Raw genomic sequence first — 21,114 nt, 5'->3', positions numbered from 1 at the left:
GATGGCTAAAACAGTTGAAATAATCCTGGGCTATGTCGATGCACCCGTCGCGGTGGGGGCGGCTTCGACCTCCACAGTGGATCAGTACGATAGCGACAAGTCTGGTTTCGATTTGGTGAACCAGAGTGCGCAGACAGGTGCTGCGGTCGCAGGCGTCACGTCGATTGTAAAGCTGACAGCGGGTTTTACACCATTTCTGAACATAAAAACGAATACCCTGGCGGCAACTACAGTGCTTCTAAAGATTACAGCGAGGTACAAGACGAAGCAGGAATTTGAAACCGGAGATGTCTTAAGTCTGATTGGGAATGTTGCTGGGATTGTTGGAGGAATTACCTTGCTGGCTGGTGCAAGTTCAGCTGCAGTGGCATTCACAGCTGTGGGTGTAGGGGCTAATGCGTTTGGGGTTTTTAATTCTGATGTGGCGAAGAAATTGTATCATTCTGCAATTATCCCTGTTCTGGAAAAATATTTTGTTGCGGATACAAGCGCGGTGTTTCCAGATTACTGGGTTGCACCGGACTTGACACTGGCATCTCTTGATCAAATAATTGCGAGCTACTCAGGTGGCATTGCGGTAAGTCAGTGGAATCCTGATACACATAATGTTTCGCTTGGCAGTAACTCCGTTTACATATTTGGAGTGAGCGCGGGAAGTGGGGGCGGATATATAGAGGGTGACAGTGGAGGGAGTCAGGTCATTCCACTGACTGGCTCCGGTTGGGGTATTGGCGTCGGTCCTCTAGAGTACCCAGGGTGGAATATTGATATTGGTCCCATACAAATTATCGAGCCTGGCGGTAGTAATTGGGGTGTTGACAGGTATCACTGAAGAGCGTAGTTCTGCATTGTTTTGGTAAGATATAAGGAGGAGGTGTGCATTCAATGTCTGGTTTTTTCAAAATATACAGAGCCTCTCCTCCGTTTAAACGTATTCAATTGCTATCAATTGTTTTGGTTACAATGCTGTCATTTGCAGCGCTGTATTACAGTGACTTAAAAGTATACAAAGCTCCTGATTTTTCCAGGTTGACGTTTGTTGAAGGGCGTGTATCGGGTTACCCGGACACTTGGGAGCATAATCGTTCGATTATACATTTCGCAGTTGCATACACGCTGGATGGAGTACGGTATGGTAAAGGGATCTACACGTATCCGGCGTTGTACAAGGAGTCAGGGCTGCGAATAAACAAGAAGGTATCCTTGACGGTGGAGCGCCTGGACGACGGCAGCCAAGTGCGTGAACTGGCCACCTTGGATGGCCGTGTCCTTTTCGATGATCGATTCCATCAGCAAGTCATCGCTTGGAACAATCAATCAATAAAGTTCAAGGTGGTGTTGGCAGGCCTGATGTCATTTGGGCTCGCTGTCGCGGCTTTGGTCGTAGCTATACGTCATCGGGGCAAGCTTTTTCAGGCTGGTTGAGCTCAAGCTTGTTTCAAGCAGGCTGTAAAAACACAAAACCCCCAATGAAGGGGGTCGTATCGCGGATGCCCTTAGGGATTTCTCCCGTCAACCGGCACGGCCGGAACCAGGTGGCGGCGTCTAGACACTTCCTGAAGGAAGCTCCGTATACATCAAGACGAGTAAAAGTCTATTGAGTCTTGGCGTGGCCGTCAACGGCCAACCACCTTGGGCTTGTACGCACAATACCCCGGCCGCGGCCCGACCTTGGGGTGGTTGCGGCAGGTATCCGGGCGCTTGTCATAAATGGTGCACAGGCGGCTTTTACGATCCAGGTACATGCAGTCATCGTTGCTCATCCGGGTCAGGGTGAAAATCCCCGACTTCTGGTTGAAGCGCTCGATGATGCCTTCCTTCTGCAAGCGTTTAGCCACGTTCTTCGGCGGTTCGTCTTTTTCGAACTCGTCGACCACGCCGATTCGGATCAGATCCTTGATCTTCACCTCCACCGGTAGGGTGCAGCAGGTCGAATGGCAGCCATGGCACATGTTGCTGGTATAGCGCTGCCAGGTCTCCAGGCGGTCGACTTCGGCCGCGGCGATCAGGGTCGTTTTCATCTTTATAGGGTGGATCACGGTCTTGGGGCGCGCGATGATACCGGAATTGTTCAATTTATGAACAACCTTTTGCCGGAATCGCAGCGTCGGCATGAAAACTGCGAACCGTAACTGTCACTCCCGGTCGAAGGGTCTAGTCTCATCAATCTCCCTCCGCTTTCGTCAACTTGCCCGAGGATGCCGCATGTCCCAGGAACCTAAAGCTCGTGACGCCGAAGTCGCGGATTTTCGCGCTGCTGTACTGAACAAGCTGACCTACGCGGTCGGCAAGGACCCGGAGCACGCCTTCGACCATGACTGGTTCGAAGCCATTGCCCTGGCTGCGCGCGATCACATGGTCGATCACTGGATGGATCACACGCGTCAGGCCTATCGGCGCAGCCAGAAACGGGTCTACTACCTTTCCCTGGAATTCCTCATCGGCCGCCTGCTGTACGACAGCCTGAGCAACTTGGGCTTGTTGGACATTGCGCGCGATGCGCTGGAAGGGCTGGATGTGGACCTTGAACGTATTCGTCTGCTTGAGCCGGATGCTGCGTTGGGCAATGGTGGCTTGGGCCGATTGGCTGCATGCTTCATGGAGAGCATGTCTACCTTGGGTATCGCTGCCCATGGCTACGGCATCCGCTACGAGCACGGGCTGTTCCGGCAGGCGGTGGTCGATGGCTGGCAGCAGGAGCAGACTGAAAACTGGCTGGATTTCGGCAACCCCTGGGAGTTCGAACGCGCCGAGGTGATCTACCCGATCAGCTTCGGCGGCAGTGTCGAAACCGTGCACGATGCCAGCGGTACCCCGCGCCAGGTATGGTCGCCCGGTGAAACGGTGCGGGCGGTGGCTTACGATACGCCGGTGGTCGGCTGGCGCGGAGCCAGCGTCAATACCCTGCGCTTGTGGCGTGCACGGGCGTTGGAAGAGCTGCACTTGGAGCGTTTCAACGCCGGTGACCATCTGGGGGCGGTGGCCGAAGTGGCGCGTGCCGAGAGCATCTCGCGTGTGCTGTACCCGGCTGACAGTACCGAGGCCGGTCAGGAGTTGCGCCTGCGCCAGGAGTATTTCTTTGTGTCGGCTTCGCTGCAGGACTTGCTGCGCCGTCACCTGAACATGCACAAGGACCTGCTCAACCTGCCCGATGCGGCGGCCATCCAGCTCAACGACACCCACCCCTCGATTGCCGTGGCGGAGTTGATGCGGTTACTGGTGGATCAGCACGAAGTGCCTTGGGAAAAGGCCTGGGAGCTGACCGTCGGTACGCTCGCCTACACCAACCACACCCTGTTGCCCGAAGCCCTGGAAACCTGGCCGGTAGCGTTGATGGAGCGCATGCTGCCGCGGCACATGCAGATCATCTACCTGATCAATGCCTTCCATATCGATGCCTTACGGGCCAAAGGCCTGCACGATTTCGACGTGCTGCGCGCGGTGTCGTTGATCGAAGAAGACAACGGCCGTCGGGTGCGCATGGGTAACCTGGCGTTTCTTGGCTCGCACAGCGTCAACGGCGTGTCGGCGCTGCACAGCAAGCTGATGAAGAGCACGGTGTTTTCCGAACTGCACAAGCTCTACCCGCAACGGATCAACAACAAGACCAATGGCATTACCTTCCGCCGCTGGTTGTACCAGTCCAACCCTCAGCTGACCGAGATGCTGGTCGAGGCGCTTGGCCCGGAACTCAAGGACGACCCGGAGGCGCTTCTGGCCGGCCTGGTGCCGTTCGCCGACAAAGCCGGTTTCCGCAAGCAGTTCGCGGCCCAGCGCCTGCACAGCAAACGCGCCCTGGCCAGCATCATCCAGGACCGCATTGGCGTTACGGTCAACCCCGAGGCGCTGTTTGACGTGCAGGTCAAACGCATTCACGAGTACAAGCGCCAGCTGCTGAACCTCCTGCACACCGTTGCGCTGTACCAGGCCATGCGCAATGACCCAGGCACCAATTGGGTGCCGCGGGTGAAGATCTTCGCTGGCAAGGCTGCGGCCAGTTACCATCAGGCCAAGCTGATCATAAAGCTGGCCAACGACATCGCCCGGGTGGTGAACAACGACCCGACCGTGCGCGGCTTGCTGAAGGTGGTATTCCTGCCTAACTACAACGTCAGCCTGGCCGAAAGCATCATTCCGGCGGCGGACCTTTCCGAACAGATTTCCACCGCCGGTTACGAGGCCTCTGGCACCAGCAACATGAAGTTCGGCCTCAATGGCGCGCTGACCATCGGCACCTTGGATGGCGCCAACGTAGAGATGTGCGAGCAGGTAGGGGCCGACAATATGTTCATCTTCGGCCTGACCGCGCAGCAGGTCGAGGCACGCAAGCGGGCCGGTGATTTTGGTGCCAATGCCGCCATAGCCGCCTCCAGCCGCTTGAGCGATGTGTTGCAGGCCATTCGCAGCGGCGTGTTCTCGTCAGACGACCCGTCACGCTACACCGGGTTGATCGATGGCCTGGTGGCCTACGATCGTTTCCTCGTATGCGCCGATTTCGATGCCTACTGGGATGCCCAGCGACGGGTCGAAGACCTGTGGCACACGCCGCAGGAATGGTGGCGCATGGCGGTGCTGAACACCGCGCGGATGGGTTGGTTCTCGTCGGACCGGACCATTCGCGAATATGCCAACGAGATCTGGAAGGCTCTGGATTGATGTAAGCCTGTGCTGACCTCTTCGCGGGTAAACCCGCTCCCACAGGGAAATCTACAGCTGCAAGGCCTGTGTAGATCCTTGTGGGAGCGGGTTCACCCGCGAATGGCCCTCACTCCGACCACCGGCCTGGCGAAGGCTGAACTACCGACCTATTGTGCCGTCTGAGAGCCGTGGCGAGTCTCATCACTCGCTAGCCCGCCACTCTCCCTGTAAACTGCGGGGGTTTTTTATCTCCCCCATCCATTCGGAGCCATACATGTCCCGCGTTACCCTGAGTCGCTATCTGATTGAGCAGACCCGCAGCAACAATACCCCTGCCGATCTGCGCTTCCTGATCGAAGTGGTGGCGCGTGCGTGCAAGGAAATCAGCCATCACGTCTCCAAAGGCGCCCTTGGCGGCGTGCTGGGCAGCATGGGCACTGAAAACGTGCAGGGCGAAGTCCAGAAGAAACTGGACGTGATTTCCAACGACATCCTGCTGGAAGCCAACGAGTGGGGCGGCCACCTGGCCGGCATGGCGTCCGAAGAAATGGACAACGCCTACCAGATCCCGGGCAAGTACCCGAAAGGCGCCTACTTGCTGGTCTTCGACCCACTGGACGGCTCGTCGAACATCGACGTCAACGTATCGGTCGGCACCATCTTCTCGGTGCTGCGTTGCCCTAACCAGTACCTGAGCCAGAACGAAAGCCTCAACGAAGAAGCCTTCCTGCAGCCAGGCACCGAGCAGGTTGCCGCCGGCTATGCCATCTACGGCCCGCAGACCATGCTGATCCTGACCCTGGGCAACGGCGTCAAGGGCTTTACCCTGGACCGTGAGCTGGGCAGCTTCGTACTGACTCACGAAAACATCCAGGTGCCGGCCACCACCGCCGAGTTCGCTATCAACATGTCCAACCAGCGTCACTGGGAAGCCCCGGTACAACGCTACGTTGGCGAACTGCTGGCAGGTGAAACCGGCCCGCTGAAGAAGAACTACAACATGCGCTGGATTGCCTCGATGGTAGCCGACGTGCACCGCATCCTGACCCGTGGCGGCCTGTTCATGTACCCACGTGATGCCCGCGAGCCAAGCAAACCGGGCAAGCTGCGCCTGATGTACGAAGCCAACCCGATGTCGTTCATCATCGAACAGGCCGGCGGCGCTTCCACCAACGGTTACGATCGCATCCTCGACATCAAGCCAGAAAGCCTGCACCAGCGCGTGTCGGTGATCCTTGGCTCGAAGGAAGAGGTCGAGCGCGTCACCGCCTACCACAAGGAGTAAGTCATGCTCGCACCTTGGCAGCCGTTGCTGGAGTGGTGGTTCGGTTGGGGCACCAGTGCCCAGGCCGTGGCTGACGAGAAGAGCACGCTGTGGTTCGGCAAGCATCATGATGCCGACGCCCATGCGCTGTTTGGCGACCTGGTCGAGCAGGCCCTGGCGGGCGGGCTCGACGAGTGGCAGCAAAGCCCGCAGGGCTGGCTGGGCCTGCTGATCTTGCTGGACCAGCTGCCGCGCATGATTTACCGCGACACGCCGCGCGCCTTCGAGGGCGACCGGCGTGCCCAGGTGGTGGCCATGCAGGGGCTGCAGAAGGGCTGGGACTATCAACTGTTGCCCATCCAGCGGGTGTTCGTACTGCTGGTGCTGGAGCATGCCGAGGTGCTGGACTGGCAGAACTTGTGTGTCGAGCGCTATCAGATGCTGCTGGATGAGCAGCCAGAGGCTACCCGCCGGCTGTTCGAAGGCTTCCTCGACTATGCCGAGCAGCACCAGCGAGTCATTGCCCGGTTCGGGCGTTTCCCGCACCGCAACCTGGTGCTGGAGCGACCGAGTACCAGCGAAGAGATGGACTTTTTGCTGGAGCCTGGTTCCAGGTTCTGATGCCCGAAGGGCCTGCTGCGCAGGCCATCGCGATGCAAGGCCGCCCTCAGGGCGGCCTTTTTATTGGGTGCGCCAGGCATGGCGCGTTGCGCGTAGCGCAACCCGCTTGGTTGTGGTGGCCAAAGCGGGTGACTTGGAGGTGAAAGTCCTCTACACACCCGGCAAGGGGAAGTGTTAGCCAGAGGCAAGGGTGTCGTGGGCGACCGCGAATCTGAAGGAAGCCCGAGGCAAACTGCTGGCCTGACGAACAGGAAGCGGATAGAGGCGGCACAGCGGGGTGAGGCGGCCCAAATCGTCAAAGCCCAGTACTTGCACGGGACGCTGTGACGTAAATCCGACAGGCATAAGCAGGAAGGTCACGCGAATTACCCTGGGAGATCTGCACGTTTGCCACTGTGCTACCGAGCGTCGAGAGGCGACGGGACGAGCGTGCAGAAGTCAGCCGAGGCCGTAGTAAGTGGCGGTTAACCGCGCCACCAAGGGCCGAACAGGTTATGCCGCCAGTAGGCGTCACTGTCTCGTTGGTAGCCGTAATGCAGAAATTTCCTACAACGGAATCTGTCACTCCGAATCCCGGCCAGAAGCCGAGGGTGATGCCTGACAGTGCAAAGGTGCCGGCGGCGTCAGCGACGTGGACGAACGCGGAGCCGGACACGCTGATGGAGCGGGTGCTTGCACCGGCCAACCTCAGGCGTGCGTATCAACGCGTGGTTAGCAACAAGGGGGCTCCGGGTGCCGATGGCATGACGGTCGCTGACTTGGCGGGCTACGTGAAACAGTATTGGCCAACCCTCAAGGCCAGGTTGCTGGCCGGTGAATACCATCCCCAAGCAGTGCGAGCGGTTGAAATTCCCAAGCCGCAGGGCGGCACACGGCAACTGGGAATCCCCACCGTCGTGGATCGCCTGATCCAGCAAGCATTACAGCAACAACTCACGCTACTCTTCGATCCGCTGTTTTCGGACTACAGCTACGGTTTTCGTCCGGGCAAAAGCGCTCACCAAGCCGTTGAACTGGCCCGCTCCCATGTGGCGGCGGGGCATCGCTGGTGCGTGGAGCTTGATCTGGAAAAGTTCTTTGATCGGGTCAACCACGACATCCTGATGGCCTGCTTGCAGCGTCGCGTCGAAGACAAGCGAGTGCTTAGGCTCATCCGCCGCTACCTTGAAGCTGGGGCCATGTCGGGCGGTATCGTCAGCCAACGGCAAGAGGGGACACCGCAAGGCGGCCCACTCTCGCCGTTGCTGTCGAATATCCTTCTGGATGAGCTCGACCGCGAATTGGAACGGCGGGGTCATCGCTTCGTGCGCTACGCCGATGATGCGAACATTTATGTGCGCAGTCCTCGGGCGGGCGAGCGGGTGTTGGCCAGTATCGAGCGCTTCCTGTGCCATCGTTTGAAACTGACGGTGAACCGGAAGAAGAGCCAAGTAGCAGGGGCTTGGAAGTGTGACTACTTGGGTTACGGGATGAGCAGGCACCAGCAACCAAGGCTGCGTGTGGCAACGATGAGCCTGGGGCGCTTACGCGACCGACTCAGAATATTGCTACGCAGTGTAAGGGCCCGCAAAGTGGCGACTGTCATTGAGCGAATCAACCCTGTCCTGCGAGGCTGGGCTGGCTACTTCAAGCTCAGCCAGAGCAAACGCCCACTTGAGAAATTGGATGGTTGGGTCAGGCATAAACTTCGCTGCGTCATCTGGCGTCAATGGAAACGGCCCTCAACGAGGGCGCGCAACCTGATGCGCCTGGGCCTGAGCGAAGAACGTGCCTGTAAATCGGCCTTTAATGGCCGAGGCCCGTGGTGGAACTCGGGAGCATCTCATGTGAATCAGGCGCTACCGAAGAGGCTATGGGATAGGTTCGGACTGGTCTCGATACTGGATACGATAAACCGGCTTAGCCGTATAACCTGAACCGCCGTGTACGGAACCGTACGCACGGTGGTGTGAGAGGACGGCGGCTGTGAAGCCGCCTCCTACTCGATGTGCGCCAGGCATGGCGCGTTGCGCGTAGCGCAACCCGCTTGGTTGTGGTGGCCAAAGCGGGTGACTTGGAGGTGAAAGTCCTCTACACACCCGGCAAGGGGAAGTGTTAGCCAGAGGCAAGGGTGTCGTGGGCGACCGCGAATCTGAAGGAAGCCCGAGGCAAACTGCTGGCCTGACGAACAGGAAGCGGATAGAGGCGGCACAGCGGGGTGAGGCGGCCCAAATCGTCAAAGCCCAGTACTTGCACGGGACGCTGTGACGTAAATCCGACAGGCATAAGCAGGAAGGTCACGCGAATTACCCTGGGAGATCTGCACGTTTGCCACTGTGCTACCGAGCGTCGAGAGGCGACGGGACGAGCGTGCAGAAGTCAGCCGAGGCCGTAGTAAGTGGCGGTTAACCGCGCCACCAAGGGCCGAACAGGTTATGCCGCCAGTAGGCGTCACTGTCTCGTTGGTAGCCGTAATGCAGAAATTTCCTACAACGGAATCTGTCACTCCGAATCCCGGCCAGAAGCCGAGGGTGATGCCTGACAGTGCAAAGGTGCCGGCGGCGTCAGCGACGTGGACGAACGCGGAGCCGGACACGCTGATGGAGCGGGTGCTTGCACCGGCCAACCTCAGGCGTGCGTATCAACGCGTGGTTAGCAACAAGGGGGCTCCGGGTGCCGATGGCATGACGGTCGCTGACTTGGCGGGCTACGTGAAACAGTATTGGCCAACCCTCAAGGCCAGGTTGCTGGCCGGTGAATACCATCCCCAAGCAGTGCGAGCGGTTGAAATTCCCAAGCCGCAGGGCGGCACACGGCAACTGGGAATCCCCACCGTCGTGGATCGCCTGATCCAGCAAGCATTACAGCAACAACTCACGCTACTCTTCGATCCGCTGTTTTCGGACTACAGCTACGGTTTTCGTCCGGGCAAAAGCGCTCACCAAGCCGTTGAACTGGCCCGCTCCCATGTGGCGGCGGGGCATCGCTGGTGCGTGGAGCTTGATCTGGAAAAGTTCTTTGATCGGGTCAACCACGACATCCTGATGGCCTGCTTGCAGCGTCGCGTCGAAGACAAGCGAGTGCTTAGGCTCATCCGCCGCTACCTTGAAGCTGGGGCCATGTCGGGCGGTATCGTCAGCCAACGGCAAGAGGGGACACCGCAAGGCGGCCCACTCTCGCCGTTGCTGTCGAATATCCTTCTGGATGAGCTCGACCGCGAATTGGAACGGCGGGGTCATCGCTTCGTGCGCTACGCCGATGATGCGAACATTTATGTGCGCAGTCCTCGGGCGGGCGAGCGGGTGTTGGCCAGTATCGAGCGCTTCCTGTGCCATCGTTTGAAACTGACGGTGAACCGGAAGAAGAGCCAAGTAGCAGGGGCTTGGAAGTGTGACTACTTGGGTTACGGGATGAGCAGGCACCAGCAACCAAGGCTGCGTGTGGCAACGATGAGCCTGGGGCGCTTACGCGACCGACTCAGAATATTGCTACGCAGTGTAAGGGCCCGCAAAGTGGCGACTGTCATTGAGCGAATCAACCCTGTCCTGCGAGGCTGGGCTGGCTACTTCAAGCTCAGCCAGAGCAAACGCCCACTTGAGAAATTGGATGGTTGGGTCAGGCATAAACTTCGCTGCGTCATCTGGCGTCAATGGAAACGGCCCTCAACGAGGGCGCGCAACCTGATGCGCCTGGGCCTGAGCGAAGAACGTGCCTGTAAATCGGCCTTTAATGGCCGAGGCCCGTGGTGGAACTCGGGAGCATCTCATGTGAATCAGGCGCTACCGAAGAGGCTATGGGATAGGTTCGGACTGGTCTCGATACTGGATACGATAAACCGGCTTAGCCGTATAACCTGAACCGCCGTGTACGGAACCGTACGCACGGTGGTGTGAGAGGACGGCGGCTGTGAAGCCGCCTCCTACTCGATGGCGACGTCCGGGGCCTGGACTGGCATATGTTTTGTATTGTTTTTCAAATAGATAGCTTGGCCAGGCCGGGGTATCTGATCTGTAACAATACTTACGTAAATTAGCCGCTCACGGGCCAGGGAGTACGTGTGGACATGAACGTAGCAAGTGAGTCGGCTTTGCGCCCATCGGCAGTGAATCACCAATCGCTCAGGGTTGTGGCGAAGTGGTTGAAACACCATGGAAGCATCAGGGTCAGGACGACCGACCCACGACGTCTGCTTGCCGGGCGATACCCCCAGGGGCTGATCAGCGAAGCAGAAATGCAGGCGCTGATGGCGGTGTGGCACTGATCGAATCGGTTCTACCTGCACCGGCCTCTTCGCGGACATGCCCGCGAAGAGGCCGGTGCAGTCAACCAAGATCAGAAGCTGTAGCTACCCGTCACCACCAGGCTACGCGGGTCCCCTACCTGAATCTGCGCCGCACTGGTCGCTGAGCTGTAGTAGGTCTTGTCGGCAATGTTGCTCAGCGCCGCCCGTACATCCCAGTCATGGGTGCGGTACCCCGCCAATGCATCCCAACGGCCATACCCCGGCAATACCGTGGTGTTCTGGTTGTCCGCATAACGTTCACCCACCAACGTCAGGCCGGTTTCAGCGTACCAGCCCAGCTCTGGCTTCCAGGTCACGAACAAGCTGCCGTTGCGCTTGGCCACGTCATTGATGCGGTTGCCTTCCTGGCCGTTGTTGTCCTTGACGATGATGGCGTCCTGCAGGCCGATGCCGCCGCGTACATACCAGTTGCCAACGATATTGCCGGTGGCGGTCAGCTCGATGCCGCGCGAACGCTGCAGGCCGCTGAGCAAAATGTTTTCCGGGATCAGCGGGTCGCGGGTGCGGCGGTTGTACAGCTCCAGCTCGTAAATGGCCAAGGTGGTGGTCAGGCGCTGGTCGAGCCAGTCGCTCTTCACGCCGATTTCCTTTTGACGGGTTTCTTCCGGCTTGGCGTCGTTGCCGTTGCCCGGCGCATCTGGAGTGATGCCGATCAGGCCGCCGCCCACCGGCGAAAAGGTCTTGCTCCACGAAGCGTAGAACGAATGGTCGCGCCACGGCGTGTAGACCACGCCCAGGCGCGGGCTGGTGCTGTTGCTGTCCTGTGGTTCGCGCACGCCATCTTTGTTGGTGGTTTGCACATCGAATTGGTCGAAGCGTACCCCAGCAAGGATCTGCCACTGATCGTTCAGGCGGATCTGGTCCTGCAGGTAAAGGCCACGGCTATCGACCACGGTGTGGTTGTCACTCGACACCGTCATAGGGCCATTGTGCTGCTGGCTGCGGTCGGGGTTGTTCAGGTCCAGGCCTGGAACCGCCTGGCCACCCTTCGCAACAGGCAAGGCGGTGTACAGCAGAGGGTCACGCCGCTGATTACCGAACTCCAGGCCTACAAGCAGCTTGTGTTCCAACCCCAGGGTGTCGAAGTCGCCCTCGGCCTCCAGGTTATTGAATAGGTTGCGGGTGTTGAGGTCCTGCTGCCAACGCTGGCGGGTCACGGTGTTGGTGCCGGCGTTGTAGCCGACGACATAGGTGTTGTCGAACTCACTGTCGAGCTTGAACAGGCCCAGGGTATGGCGCAGCTGCCAGGTTTCGTTCAGCTGGTAGTTCAGGCGTGAGCGCAGGGACTGGGCGTGATCATCGATATAGTCGCGCGGGTCACCGTAGGTGTTGCCGCGGCTCACGTCGGCCGGGCGGCCGTTGACCCCGGGGATACCCCGGTCGGGTGTGCGGTTGTAACGGCTGTATTCGTATTGCACCAGCCAGTTCAGGTCGGGGTTGATCTGCCAGCTGATCGACGGGGCGAACAGTTGGCGGCTGCCGTGAACACCATCGCGGAAGCTGTTGTTGTCCTGGTTGCCCATGTTCAGGCGCAGGCTGACGGTGTCGCTGGGGTCGGCGCTGAGGTCGGCATACAGGCTGCGCAGGTCTTCACTGCCGGCCTGCGCTTCGAGGGTCGAGCGTCGGCCCGGCTCCGGTGCCTTGCTGACCCGGTTGACGATACCGCCCTGGCTGCCACGGCCGTATAGCACCGCCGCAGGCCCCTTCAGCACCTCGACCCGCTCGATGTTGTGCAGGTCGCGGATGTACTGGCTGTCGTCACGAATGCCGTCCAGGTAAAAGTCGTTGCTGGCCTCGAAGCCGCGGATGCGCACACTGTCGAAGCGGGTATCGGCGCCGCTGCTGACGTTGGGGATGCCCTCCAGCGCCTTGCCCAAGGTGTTGCTGCCGTAATCCAGCACGTTGACGGTCTTCACCGTGTCGATGGCCTGGGGGACATAGCGCACCGGCGTCGAGGTGCGGGTGGCGGTGCTTACCTCCTTGACCCGTGGGTTGTCCTTCTCGCGCTCGCTGTCGGCGGTAATCGACGACTCTGGCAGCGTGGTGGTGGCGGCACTCGCCAGGTCGACGCTGAACAGCAGCGACAGGCCAAGCGTCAGGGGTGAAAGGCGGCAGGGTACAAGCATGGGCACATCCGGACCGGGCAGGTGAAAAGAAAGGCGCGAATGGTAATGCTTGCTATTTACTCTTGCTTGGGTATTTGTAAAGGCTTGTCTTTACATATGTGTCTGTTTGTAACATCCCTGATCGCAGCGACTTTGCCTGTTGGGGCAACCTTGTGCTGTGAAAACGGCTCCACGGGAAGTTGTCCGTACGATCAAAAGGCTTTTTCCCACACAAGATAAAATGCCCGCTGATAGCGCAAACCTGTATGGAAATGCACCAGGCTCACCGGTGATTTTGGTTATATCAACCTGCATTTCACGATTTTTTGACATTTGTAATCGCACACGGCTAGGATTCGGCCAACGCCTGCTGGCCATGATCTTGGCCAAGCTGCTGCCAAGGGCCGCCGTGTATTACCGGTTGGCCCGCCCGGCTGGATCCGCATAGCGTCGAACCTACGAAGGGGCGTTGGTTCCTGGCGTCATATTGCAGAGCGTTTTTGATTAAGAAATAAGGAAAACAACATGTTGAAAACCAGGATCAGCCTGGTCGCCTTGGCGATGATCGCCGCGACCCAGGCACAGGCCAATGAACAGGCCGACAGCAAGGGCTTCATCGAGGACAGCCACGCCAACGTCCTCCTGCGCAACGCCTACATCAACCGTGACAAGAAGCACGGCACCGACGACCAGATCGAATGGGGCCAGGCGTTCATCGCCAACTTCTCCTCCGGCTTCACCCAAGGCACCGTCGGCGTCGGTGTCGACGCATTCGGCCTGTACGCGGTGCGCCTCGATGGCGGCAAAGGCCACAACGGTGGCGGCGGCGTCGACTTCTTCAAACCGCACGAAACCACCAACGCCGAAGGCAACGCCAGCTCGCCGCACAACCTGGCCCGTGGTGGTGCTGCAGTGAAATTCCGCATCTCCAACACCGTGCTGAAATACGGTGACCAGATGCCAGCACTGCCTGTGCTGCAGTACGACGATGCACGTCTGCTGCCAGAAAGCTTCACCGGTACCCTGATCACTTCCAAAGAAATCCAGGGCCTGGAACTGAACGCCGGTCGTTTCACCCAGGAAGCGCGCAAGAGCGCAGAGGGGCGTGATAGCGGTGGCCTGAAGTCGATCAACGTCTTCGGTGGTAGCTACAAGTTCACCGACAACTTCACCGCTTCGCTGTACACCGCCGACAACGAAGACGTGATGAAGAAGCACTACCTGGGCTTGAACTACGTCTTCCCGATCGCCAGCGACCAGTCCCTGACCCTGGACTTCAACGGCTACAAGTCGGACATCGACCACAAGTACGTACAAGCCGCTGGCCTGAACGGCGACTCCAACACCATCTGGAGCCTGGCCGCCACCTACGCGTACGGTGCCCACTCGTTCACCCTCGCTCACCAGCGCAGCACCGGCAGCACTGGCTACAACTACGGCTTCTACCAGAACGCCGGTGGCGTGGGTGACGGTGGTTCGACCATCTACCTGGCCAACTCGTACTGGTCCGACTTCAATGCCGAAGACGAGCGCTCCTGGCAGCTGGGCTACGGCCTGGACTTCGGTGCCTACGGCATTCCGGGCCTGACCTACAAGCTGGCCTACGTGGTGGGTGACAACATCAACACCCGCAACGTTGCCAACCCGCAGGGCTTTGGCGAAGGTAAAGAGCGCGAGATCTTCAACCAGATCCGTTACGTGGTGCAGGACGGCCCGGCCAAGGACCTGTCCATCAAGCTGCGTAGCTCGTTCGTGCGTACCAACAACGCCGTGCAGCAGAACGGTTACAACGACGACGGCAACGAAGTCCGCGTATTCGTCGAGTACCCGATCAGCATCTTCTGATGCTGATGTGATGTACCCAACAGCCCTGGCCTATGCCGGGGCTGTTTCTTTTCGGCGCAAGGTTACTGCCGGAGCCGGTGTTGCATCTGCGGTTTCCGGTGCAAAACTGTCGCTACGCGCCATACGCCACATCCGTGCATAAAACTCGCTTTCGATCGAGCCGCTGAGCAATTCGCCCGGCTTGAGGAAGGTGTGCAAGTCTGAAAACAACCCGATCTCGCTGGGGCTGATACGCCGTGCCAGGTGCTTGGGCTTGAGCTCCGAAGGGTGCTCCAGGCCCGCGGCAGCCAGCATCTCGGCCAGGGTGTGCAGGGTGTTGCGGTGGAAGCTGGCCACCCGCTCGGCCTTGTCCGGCACTACCAGGGCGCGCTGGCGCAGTGGGTCTTGCGTGGCCACGCCGGTCGGGCACTTGTTGGTATGGCAGCTTTGCGACTGAATGCAGCCAATGGCGAACATGAAGCCGCGTGCCGAGTTGACCCAGTCAGCGCCGATGGCCAACACGCTGGCAATGTCGAAGGCGCTGACGATCTTGCCTGCTGCGCCAATGCGAATGCTCGAGCGCAGGTTCAGGCCAACCAGGGTGTTGTGCACGAACATCAGGCCTTCGCGCATCGGCACGCCCATGTTGTCGCTGAATTCGCGTGGTGCCGCGCCGGTACCGCCTTCCTTGCCATCGACGACGATGAAGTCCGGGGTGATGCCGGTGGCGAGCATGGCCTTGGCAATGCCCATGAACTCCCACGGGTGGCCCAGGCAGAACTTGAAGCCTACAGGTTTGCCGCCCGACAGCTTGCGCAGGCTGGCCACGAACTGCAGCAACTCGACTGGTGTGCGGAAGGCGCTGTGCGCTGCCGGCGAGATGCAGTCCTCACCTGCGCGCACGCCGCGGGTCTGGGCAATTTCAGGGCTGACCTTGTGCCCCGGCAAAATGCCGCCGTGGCCTGGTTTGGCGCCCTGGCTGAGCTTGATTTCAATCATCTTCACTTGTGGCGACTTGGCCTGTTCGGCAAAGCGCTGTGGGTCGAAGCGACCGTCCTCGGTGCGGCAGCCGAAGTAGCCGCTGCCGATTTCCCAGATCAGGTCGCCGCCGTGTTCACGGTGATACGGGCTGATGCTGCCTTCGCCGGTGTCATGGGCAAACCGGCCCATGCGTGCGCCGCGGTTGAGCGCGGCGATGGCGTTGGCACTGAGGGCACCGAAGCTCATGGCCGAAATGTTGAAGATCGAGGCCGAATAGGGCAGGCGGCATTGCGGCCCACCGATGGCAATGCGAAACGATGCCGGGTCTGGCGTAGCCACTGGCAGCATCGAATGGCTGATGAATTCGAAACCGGGCTTGTAGGCATCGTTCAGTGTGCCGAAGGCTTTCTCGGCACTTTCGTTCTTGGCCCGTGCGTAGACCAGCGAGCGCTGCGACCGGGAAAACGGCAGCTTGTCGTCGTCACCCTCGATCAGGTACTGGCGGATTTCCGGGCGGATAGTTTCGATCAGGTAGCGGATGTTGCCGAGGATCGGGTAGTTGCGGCGTACCGCGTGGTGACTTTGTCGCAGGTCGTTCAGGCCGACCAGGCTAAGCAATGCGGTGATCAGCGTTACTGGCCACAGCCAGGCATGTTGGGCGAGCAGCGGTAGGCTGGCGAAGCTGAAGACAAGGCAGAGCGCGAGGCAGGCGTAGCGGCTGGGCAGAGAGTGTTTCATGGGTCCATCGCAGGCAGGATGACCGGGCATAGGATAGGCAAAGGCGGGGCAGGGAAAACCTGGGGAATTGGTAAAAGACTATTACCTGATTGCGTATGCCAGAGCGCTCGCCGTCAGATGGGGAGCAGTATGCTGACCCGCAATCCACCGCCCTCACGGTTCGACAGCATCAGCTCACCGCCATGGCTGGTTGCAATCCGCTGGGCAATGCTCAACCCCAGCCCATACCCTCCCGAGGCCTGGTTACGCGAGCCTTCGCCGCGCACGAACGGGTCGGTAATGGTCGTCAGCAGCGCGGGCGCGATCCCCGGCCCACGGTCGTCGATATGGATGAATACCCCTGTGCTCGCTCGCTCCAGCGTGACCGAAATGTCTTGGGCATAGCGCAACGCATTCACCAACAAATTTTGCAGGCAACGCTGCAACAGCAGGGCATCCACCCGCAAGCTGCCTGCCTGGCCGTGTACTGGCAGTGGTTCCTCGGCGCAGGCCAGGTCCGCACACTGGCGCGCCACCAGCCGGTCCAGGTCCACCTGCTGCAAATTCTGCTGTTCCCCCGCACGCAGGTAATCGAGGACCTGGCCGATCATGTCGTCCATCTGTGTGATGTTCTGCCGCAGGCGTTGGCGGTGTTCGTCGTCGGGCAGGCGCTCCAGGCGCAGGCGCATTCGGGTCAGTGGTGTGCGCAGGTCGTGTGATACGGCAGCCAGGAAGTAGGCTTTGTCGTTGACCATGGCTATCAGCCGCTGCTGCATGGCGTTGAACGCTTGCGCCGCCTGACGCACTTCCTCCGGGCCATCCAGCGCCAAGGGCGGTTGCTCGAGGTTAGCGCCCAGGCCGCGTGCGGCATCAGCCAGGCGACGCAGCGGGCGCAGGCACAGGCGCACGGCAATCAGGCATACCAGCAATACCGCGACAATCCGCAGGGCGTACACCCGCAACAGGTAGTCGCTGATCAGCACCCAAGCCGACTCGCCGCTCCAACCCTGCAGTTCCTGGCCATCGACGGTCAGCCAGTGACCATCGGCCAACGGCACCGCGAACTGGATATGCGCCTGGGCCGTGCGCAGGCCGAACAAGCTGCGCCAGACGATCGGCTGGCCCAGTTCATCGGTCAGTTGCACCTTCATCAGGCGCACGTCCTGGGCATGCCCCAGCTCGTACTTGAGGGCCTGCTGCAGCAACAGCTCGATGCGCCTGCGCCCGCGGCGCTCGTCATGCTCCGGCGTGGGCAGACTTTCGGCGCAGCGTAGCTGGTAATGGGCTGGCGGCTGCAGCATGCCGCCGTGGCAGTCGGCCTGGGCAATCAGTGGAGCGCTGCGCGCAGCGACCAGCCGTACGGGCGCCTCGAGCACCTGGGCGAAACGCACATCGAACCAGATGCTGCTCGACATCAACTGAATCACCAGCGTGCCGCTGACCATGATCAGCAGCAACTGACCAAACAAGGTGCGTGGCCACAGCCGGCGAAGCCAGCGCATGTCAGGCATCGGCCTCGTGGCTGGCGATGCTCAGCAGGTAGCCTTCGTTGCGGATGGTTAGGATTTGCGCGGCCCCCGCCGGTGCACGGCGCAGTTGCTGACGCAGGCGGCTGACGCACATGTCAACCGAGCGGTCGTCGGGCAGGTGGTCGCGGCCGAACGCACTGCGCGTCAGCTGGTCGCGGGAGACCACGCGGTTGTTGGCTTCCAGCAGTTCACGCAGTACGCGGTAGTCGGAGCGCGGCAGGGTCAGGGTCTCGCCATCGGGCCGAGTCAGCAGGCGCTTTACGTGTTCCAGGCGAAACCCGGCGAACAGCTGCGCATCCATCACGGCGGGCTCTTCGGCCTGTGCGTCCAGGCGTTGCGGGCGACGCAGCACGGCCTTGATCCGGGCGATCAGCTCGCGTGGCTCGAAGGGCTTGGCCAGGTAGTCGTCGGCACCCACCTCCAGGCCGATGATGCGGTCCAGCGTGCTGCCTTTGGCCGACAGCATGATCACCGCCAGCCCAGGTGTGGCCTGCAGCTGACGGCACAGGCTCAGACCGTCCTCGCCAGGCAGCATCAAGTCGAGCACCACCAGCTCCACTTTTTGCCGGGCCAGCTGCTCGCGCATCTGTTCACCGTCGGCCGCAGCTAACACGTTATAGCCGGCATCTTTCAGGTAATCGCAAAGAAGTTCGCGGATCTCGTCGTCATCATCGACAACCAGCAAGGTCGTGCTCATGCGGAAAAACACCTGTTCGGTGAGGGCCGGTGGCGCTCATTACGTTCAATTACATCCCCGTACATGTCGGGTCTGGAGCCCGGAGGGCCGGTCCCTAGAATCCTAACAAAAAATCATCTGCAAATACGAAGTCTTCCCAAATGAATCCTATGAGCACCCCGAAAGTCTTCACCCCCAGCAGCCCAAGTGGCAGTCGTCTCAAGCCGCTGGCCTTCTTCGTTGCCGTTGCCATCAGCGGTGGCGCCATGGCTGCCGACGGTAAACCCCTGGAGCTGGATGCCACGCAGATCGAAGACAGCGCGTTACTGCCAGCCGACGATGCCGGCCAGTTGGGCTACACGGTCGAGCGCACTCGCAGCTCCACCGGCCTCGATCTGACGCCGCGACAGACGCCACAATCGGTCACCACCATCACCCGTCAGCAGATGGATGACCGCGACATCCACACCATCGAGCAGGCGCTGCAAACCACGCCGGGGGTAACGGCCAACAAGTCCGAAGTGGGTGGGCGTACCGACTACCGTGCCCGTGGTTACTCGATCAGCAACTGGAAGGTCGATGGCCTGCAGACCCAGGGCGGCTCTGACTTCAGCGGCAGCGGCAATGCGCTGAACATGGACCTGTACGAGCGCATCGACATCGTGCGCGGCGCCAACGGTCTGCTGGGCGGCACCGGCGACCCGTCGGCCACCGTCAACCTGATCCGCAAGGCACCGACCAAGACCTTTGGTGGCAGCGCCTATGCCACCTACGGCAGCTGGGACAAACGCCGTCTGGGTGCCGACCTAAACCTGCCATTGTCCGAAGACGGCCGGCTGCGCTCGCGCTTCGTGATGACCCAGCAAGACGCCAACTCGTTCCGCGACAACCAGTCCGAGCGCTCCCGCGCCGCGCTGGCCAACTTCGAATTCGACCTGGACGAGGCGACTACCCTCGGCGCTGGCTACCAGTACGAGTACAACAAGGTGGTTGGTGGCGGCTGGGGGGCGAACATCCCGCTGTGGTACCGCGACGGCAGCAAGACCGACCTGCCACGTAGCACCAACGTGGTGCCCAGCTGGAGCTTTGGCGAGTACACCACCCGCACTGCGTTCGGCTCGTTGGAGCACCGCTTCGACAACGACTGGACCCTGGACCTGAAAGGCGCCCAGGCCACTACCGAAGCCCTGAACCACCGTGGCCTGGCGAAGGTCAACTCGGCGGGCCGTGGCAGCTACGGCGGCTACTGGGACCAGAATGGCAGCGGCGCCGTGCTCAATGGCCTGCACAGCTCCAGCGACACCACCCAGCAATCGGCGCAAATCGACCTGTCCGGTCCGTTCCAGTTGTTCGGCCGTACCCACCAGGCCATGGTTGGCTACAACGACAGCCGCACGGTGAGCTGGTCGCCGGAATACTCCTGCACCATGGTCGGTGACGGCATGGCCAGTGCGCCTGCTTTGGGCTGCCAGTTTCGCGCCAACAACGGCTTCCCGCTGACCGACTGGCGCAATGGAGTGGATGACGACTACGACATCCTCGCCTCGCGCACCGGCCGCCACAGCAAGACCACCACCCGCCTGCAGGGCATGTACGCCGCCACCCGCCTGAGCATCACCGACCCGCTGTCGGTGATCGTCGGCGTGCGCACCAGCAACTACTCGTCCGTTACCCGTAGCGTGGCCGGCGTGCGCAGCAGCCAGGAAGAGAACGGCATCGTCACCCCTTACCTGGGTGCGGTGTACGACCTCAACGAGAATTACTCGGTGTATGCCAGCTACACCGACATCTTCACACCGCAAACTTCTGAAACCAGCAGCGGCAGCAAGGTCGAGCCGATTCGCGGGCAAAGCTACGAGACCGGCATCAAAGGTGAGTGGTTCGATGGCCGGTTGAACGCCTCGGCGGCGTACTTCCGCACCAAGCAGGAAAACAAGGCCGTGCTGGATGGCGACCTGACCACCCCGACCGGTGGCAATGCCTACAAGGCCGGTTCCGGGCAGGAAACCGACGGTATCGACCTGGAAGTCGCGGGTGCCCTGAGCCCCAACTGGAACGTGTATGCCGGCTACACCTATCTGCATTTCCGCCGCGTCGACAGCGACGGTCGCAGCGACCCGTCGCACCTGTTCAAGGCCTCGACCACCTACCGCCTGAGCGGCCCGCTCGACCGCCTCACCCTGGGCGCAGGCGTGACCGCGCAAACCAACATTCGCGCCATTTCCAGCCCGGCAGGTCAGCCCACCAATGGCGTGAGCAATGGTGCCACTGACGTGAACTGGTCCGGTTATGCCATCTGGAATGCCATGGCCAAGTACCAGCTGACCGACGACACCAGCGTCAGCCTCAACGCCAACAACCTGTTCGACAAGCACTACTACACCCAGTACGGGTTCTACGCCGGGGCAATCTATGGCGACCCGCGTAACCTTTCGCTGACTGTCAGCACTGCCTTCTGATCAGGCACGGTCAAGTGT

Annotated in this window: 15 protein-coding genes; 10 read left to right on the top strand and 5 right to left on the bottom strand. The window is 60.4% G+C overall.

The features are described from left to right. Position 1 precedes the first annotated feature (1 nt). Positions 2–832: a hypothetical protein gene (locus tag Q9451_RS29470; protein ID WP_012274598.1), complete on the top strand. Its 831-nt coding sequence runs from the start codon at positions 2–4 to the stop codon at positions 830–832. 53 nt (positions 833–885) lie between these two features. Further along, a complete protein-coding gene (locus Q9451_RS29465; RefSeq protein ID WP_012274597.1) occupies positions 886–1,425 on the top strand; it encodes a hypothetical protein in 540 nt (179 codons plus the stop codon). A gap of 191 nt (positions 1,426–1,616) precedes the next feature. On the opposite strand, the gene Q9451_RS29460 is transcribed toward Q9451_RS29465, so the two are convergent. Next, positions 1,617–2,021: a YkgJ family cysteine cluster protein gene (locus tag Q9451_RS29460; RefSeq protein WP_003249225.1), complete on the bottom strand. Its 405-nt coding sequence runs from the start codon at positions 2,019–2,021 to the stop codon at positions 1,617–1,619. Between the two features lie 184 nt (positions 2,022–2,205). Here Q9451_RS29460 and Q9451_RS29455 point away from each other — a divergent pair, with 184 nt between their 5' ends. From Q9451_RS29455 to Q9451_RS29430, 6 genes are all read left to right on the top strand, one after another. Then, entirely contained in the window at positions 2,206–4,656 is a 2,451-nt protein-coding gene (locus Q9451_RS29455; RefSeq protein WP_012274596.1) for a glycogen/starch/alpha-glucan phosphorylase, read from the top strand. 256 nt (positions 4,657–4,912) lie between these two features. Further along, on the top strand, positions 4,913–5,923 hold the full coding sequence (locus Q9451_RS29450) for a class 1 fructose-bisphosphatase (RefSeq protein ID WP_012274595.1): 1,011 nt from the start codon (positions 4,913–4,915) through the stop codon (positions 5,921–5,923). Positions 5,924–5,926: 3 nt separating this feature from the next. Further along, positions 5,927–6,523 carry a DUF924 family protein gene (locus Q9451_RS29445; protein ID WP_012274594.1) on the top strand — a complete coding sequence of 199 codons (597 nt, stop codon included), beginning with the start codon at positions 5,927–5,929 and terminating at the stop codon, positions 6,521–6,523. 494 nt (positions 6,524–7,017) lie between these two features. Then, positions 7,018–8,439, top strand: coding sequence for a group II intron reverse transcriptase/maturase (ltrA, locus tag Q9451_RS29440; protein ID WP_024718247.1), 1,422 nt, complete (start codon positions 7,018–7,020; stop codon positions 8,437–8,439). A 498-nt stretch (positions 8,440–8,937) separates the two neighbouring features. Further along, positions 8,938–10,359: a group II intron reverse transcriptase/maturase gene (ltrA, locus tag Q9451_RS29435; RefSeq protein WP_024718247.1), complete on the top strand. Its 1,422-nt coding sequence runs from the start codon at positions 8,938–8,940 to the stop codon at positions 10,357–10,359. A gap of 206 nt (positions 10,360–10,565) precedes the next feature. Continuing rightward, positions 10,566–10,763: a hypothetical protein gene (locus tag Q9451_RS29430; RefSeq protein ID WP_012270072.1), complete on the top strand. Its 198-nt coding sequence runs from the start codon at positions 10,566–10,568 to the stop codon at positions 10,761–10,763. 71 nt (positions 10,764–10,834) lie between these two features. Here Q9451_RS29430 and Q9451_RS29425 read toward each other — a convergent pair whose 3' ends face one another. Continuing rightward, a complete protein-coding gene (locus tag Q9451_RS29425) occupies positions 10,835–12,931 on the bottom strand; it encodes a TonB-dependent siderophore receptor (protein ID WP_012270073.1) in 2,097 nt (698 codons plus the stop codon). A 504-nt stretch (positions 12,932–13,435) separates the two neighbouring features. Between Q9451_RS29425 and Q9451_RS29420 the strand changes: the two genes are divergently transcribed. Further along, a complete protein-coding gene (locus Q9451_RS29420) occupies positions 13,436–14,755 on the top strand; it encodes an OprD family porin (protein WP_012270074.1) in 1,320 nt (439 codons plus the stop codon). Positions 14,756–14,785: 30 nt separating this feature from the next. Here Q9451_RS29420 and Q9451_RS29415 read toward each other — a convergent pair whose 3' ends face one another. The 3 genes from Q9451_RS29415 to Q9451_RS29405 all read right to left on the bottom strand — a co-directional run bounded on the left by Q9451_RS29415 (position 14,786) and on the right by Q9451_RS29405 (position 18,658). Next, positions 14,786–16,453 (bottom strand): FMN-binding glutamate synthase family protein, encoded by a 1,668-nt coding sequence (locus Q9451_RS29415; protein ID WP_012270075.1) that lies wholly within the window; start codon positions 16,451–16,453, stop codon positions 14,786–14,788. Between the two features lie 113 nt (positions 16,454–16,566). After that, positions 16,567–17,934: an ATP-binding protein gene (locus Q9451_RS29410; RefSeq protein WP_012270076.1), complete on the bottom strand. Its 1,368-nt coding sequence runs from the start codon at positions 17,932–17,934 to the stop codon at positions 16,567–16,569. A gap of 1 nt (position 17,935) precedes the next feature. Next, the gene (locus Q9451_RS29405; protein ID WP_012270077.1) at positions 17,936–18,658 is read right to left on the bottom strand and encodes a response regulator; all 723 of its coding nucleotides are present in this window, start codon (positions 18,656–18,658) and stop codon (positions 17,936–17,938) included. A gap of 140 nt (positions 18,659–18,798) precedes the next feature. Here Q9451_RS29405 and Q9451_RS29400 point away from each other — a divergent pair, with 140 nt between their 5' ends. Further along, entirely contained in the window at positions 18,799–21,096 is a 2,298-nt protein-coding gene (locus tag Q9451_RS29400; protein WP_012270078.1) for a TonB-dependent siderophore receptor, read from the top strand. Positions 21,097–21,114 lie beyond the last annotated feature (18 nt).

The organism is Pseudomonas sp. NY8896, assembly GCF_039634505.1.
The sequence above is the reverse complement of the archived record's forward strand: the minus strand, read 5'-3'. Positions and strand labels throughout refer to the sequence as shown.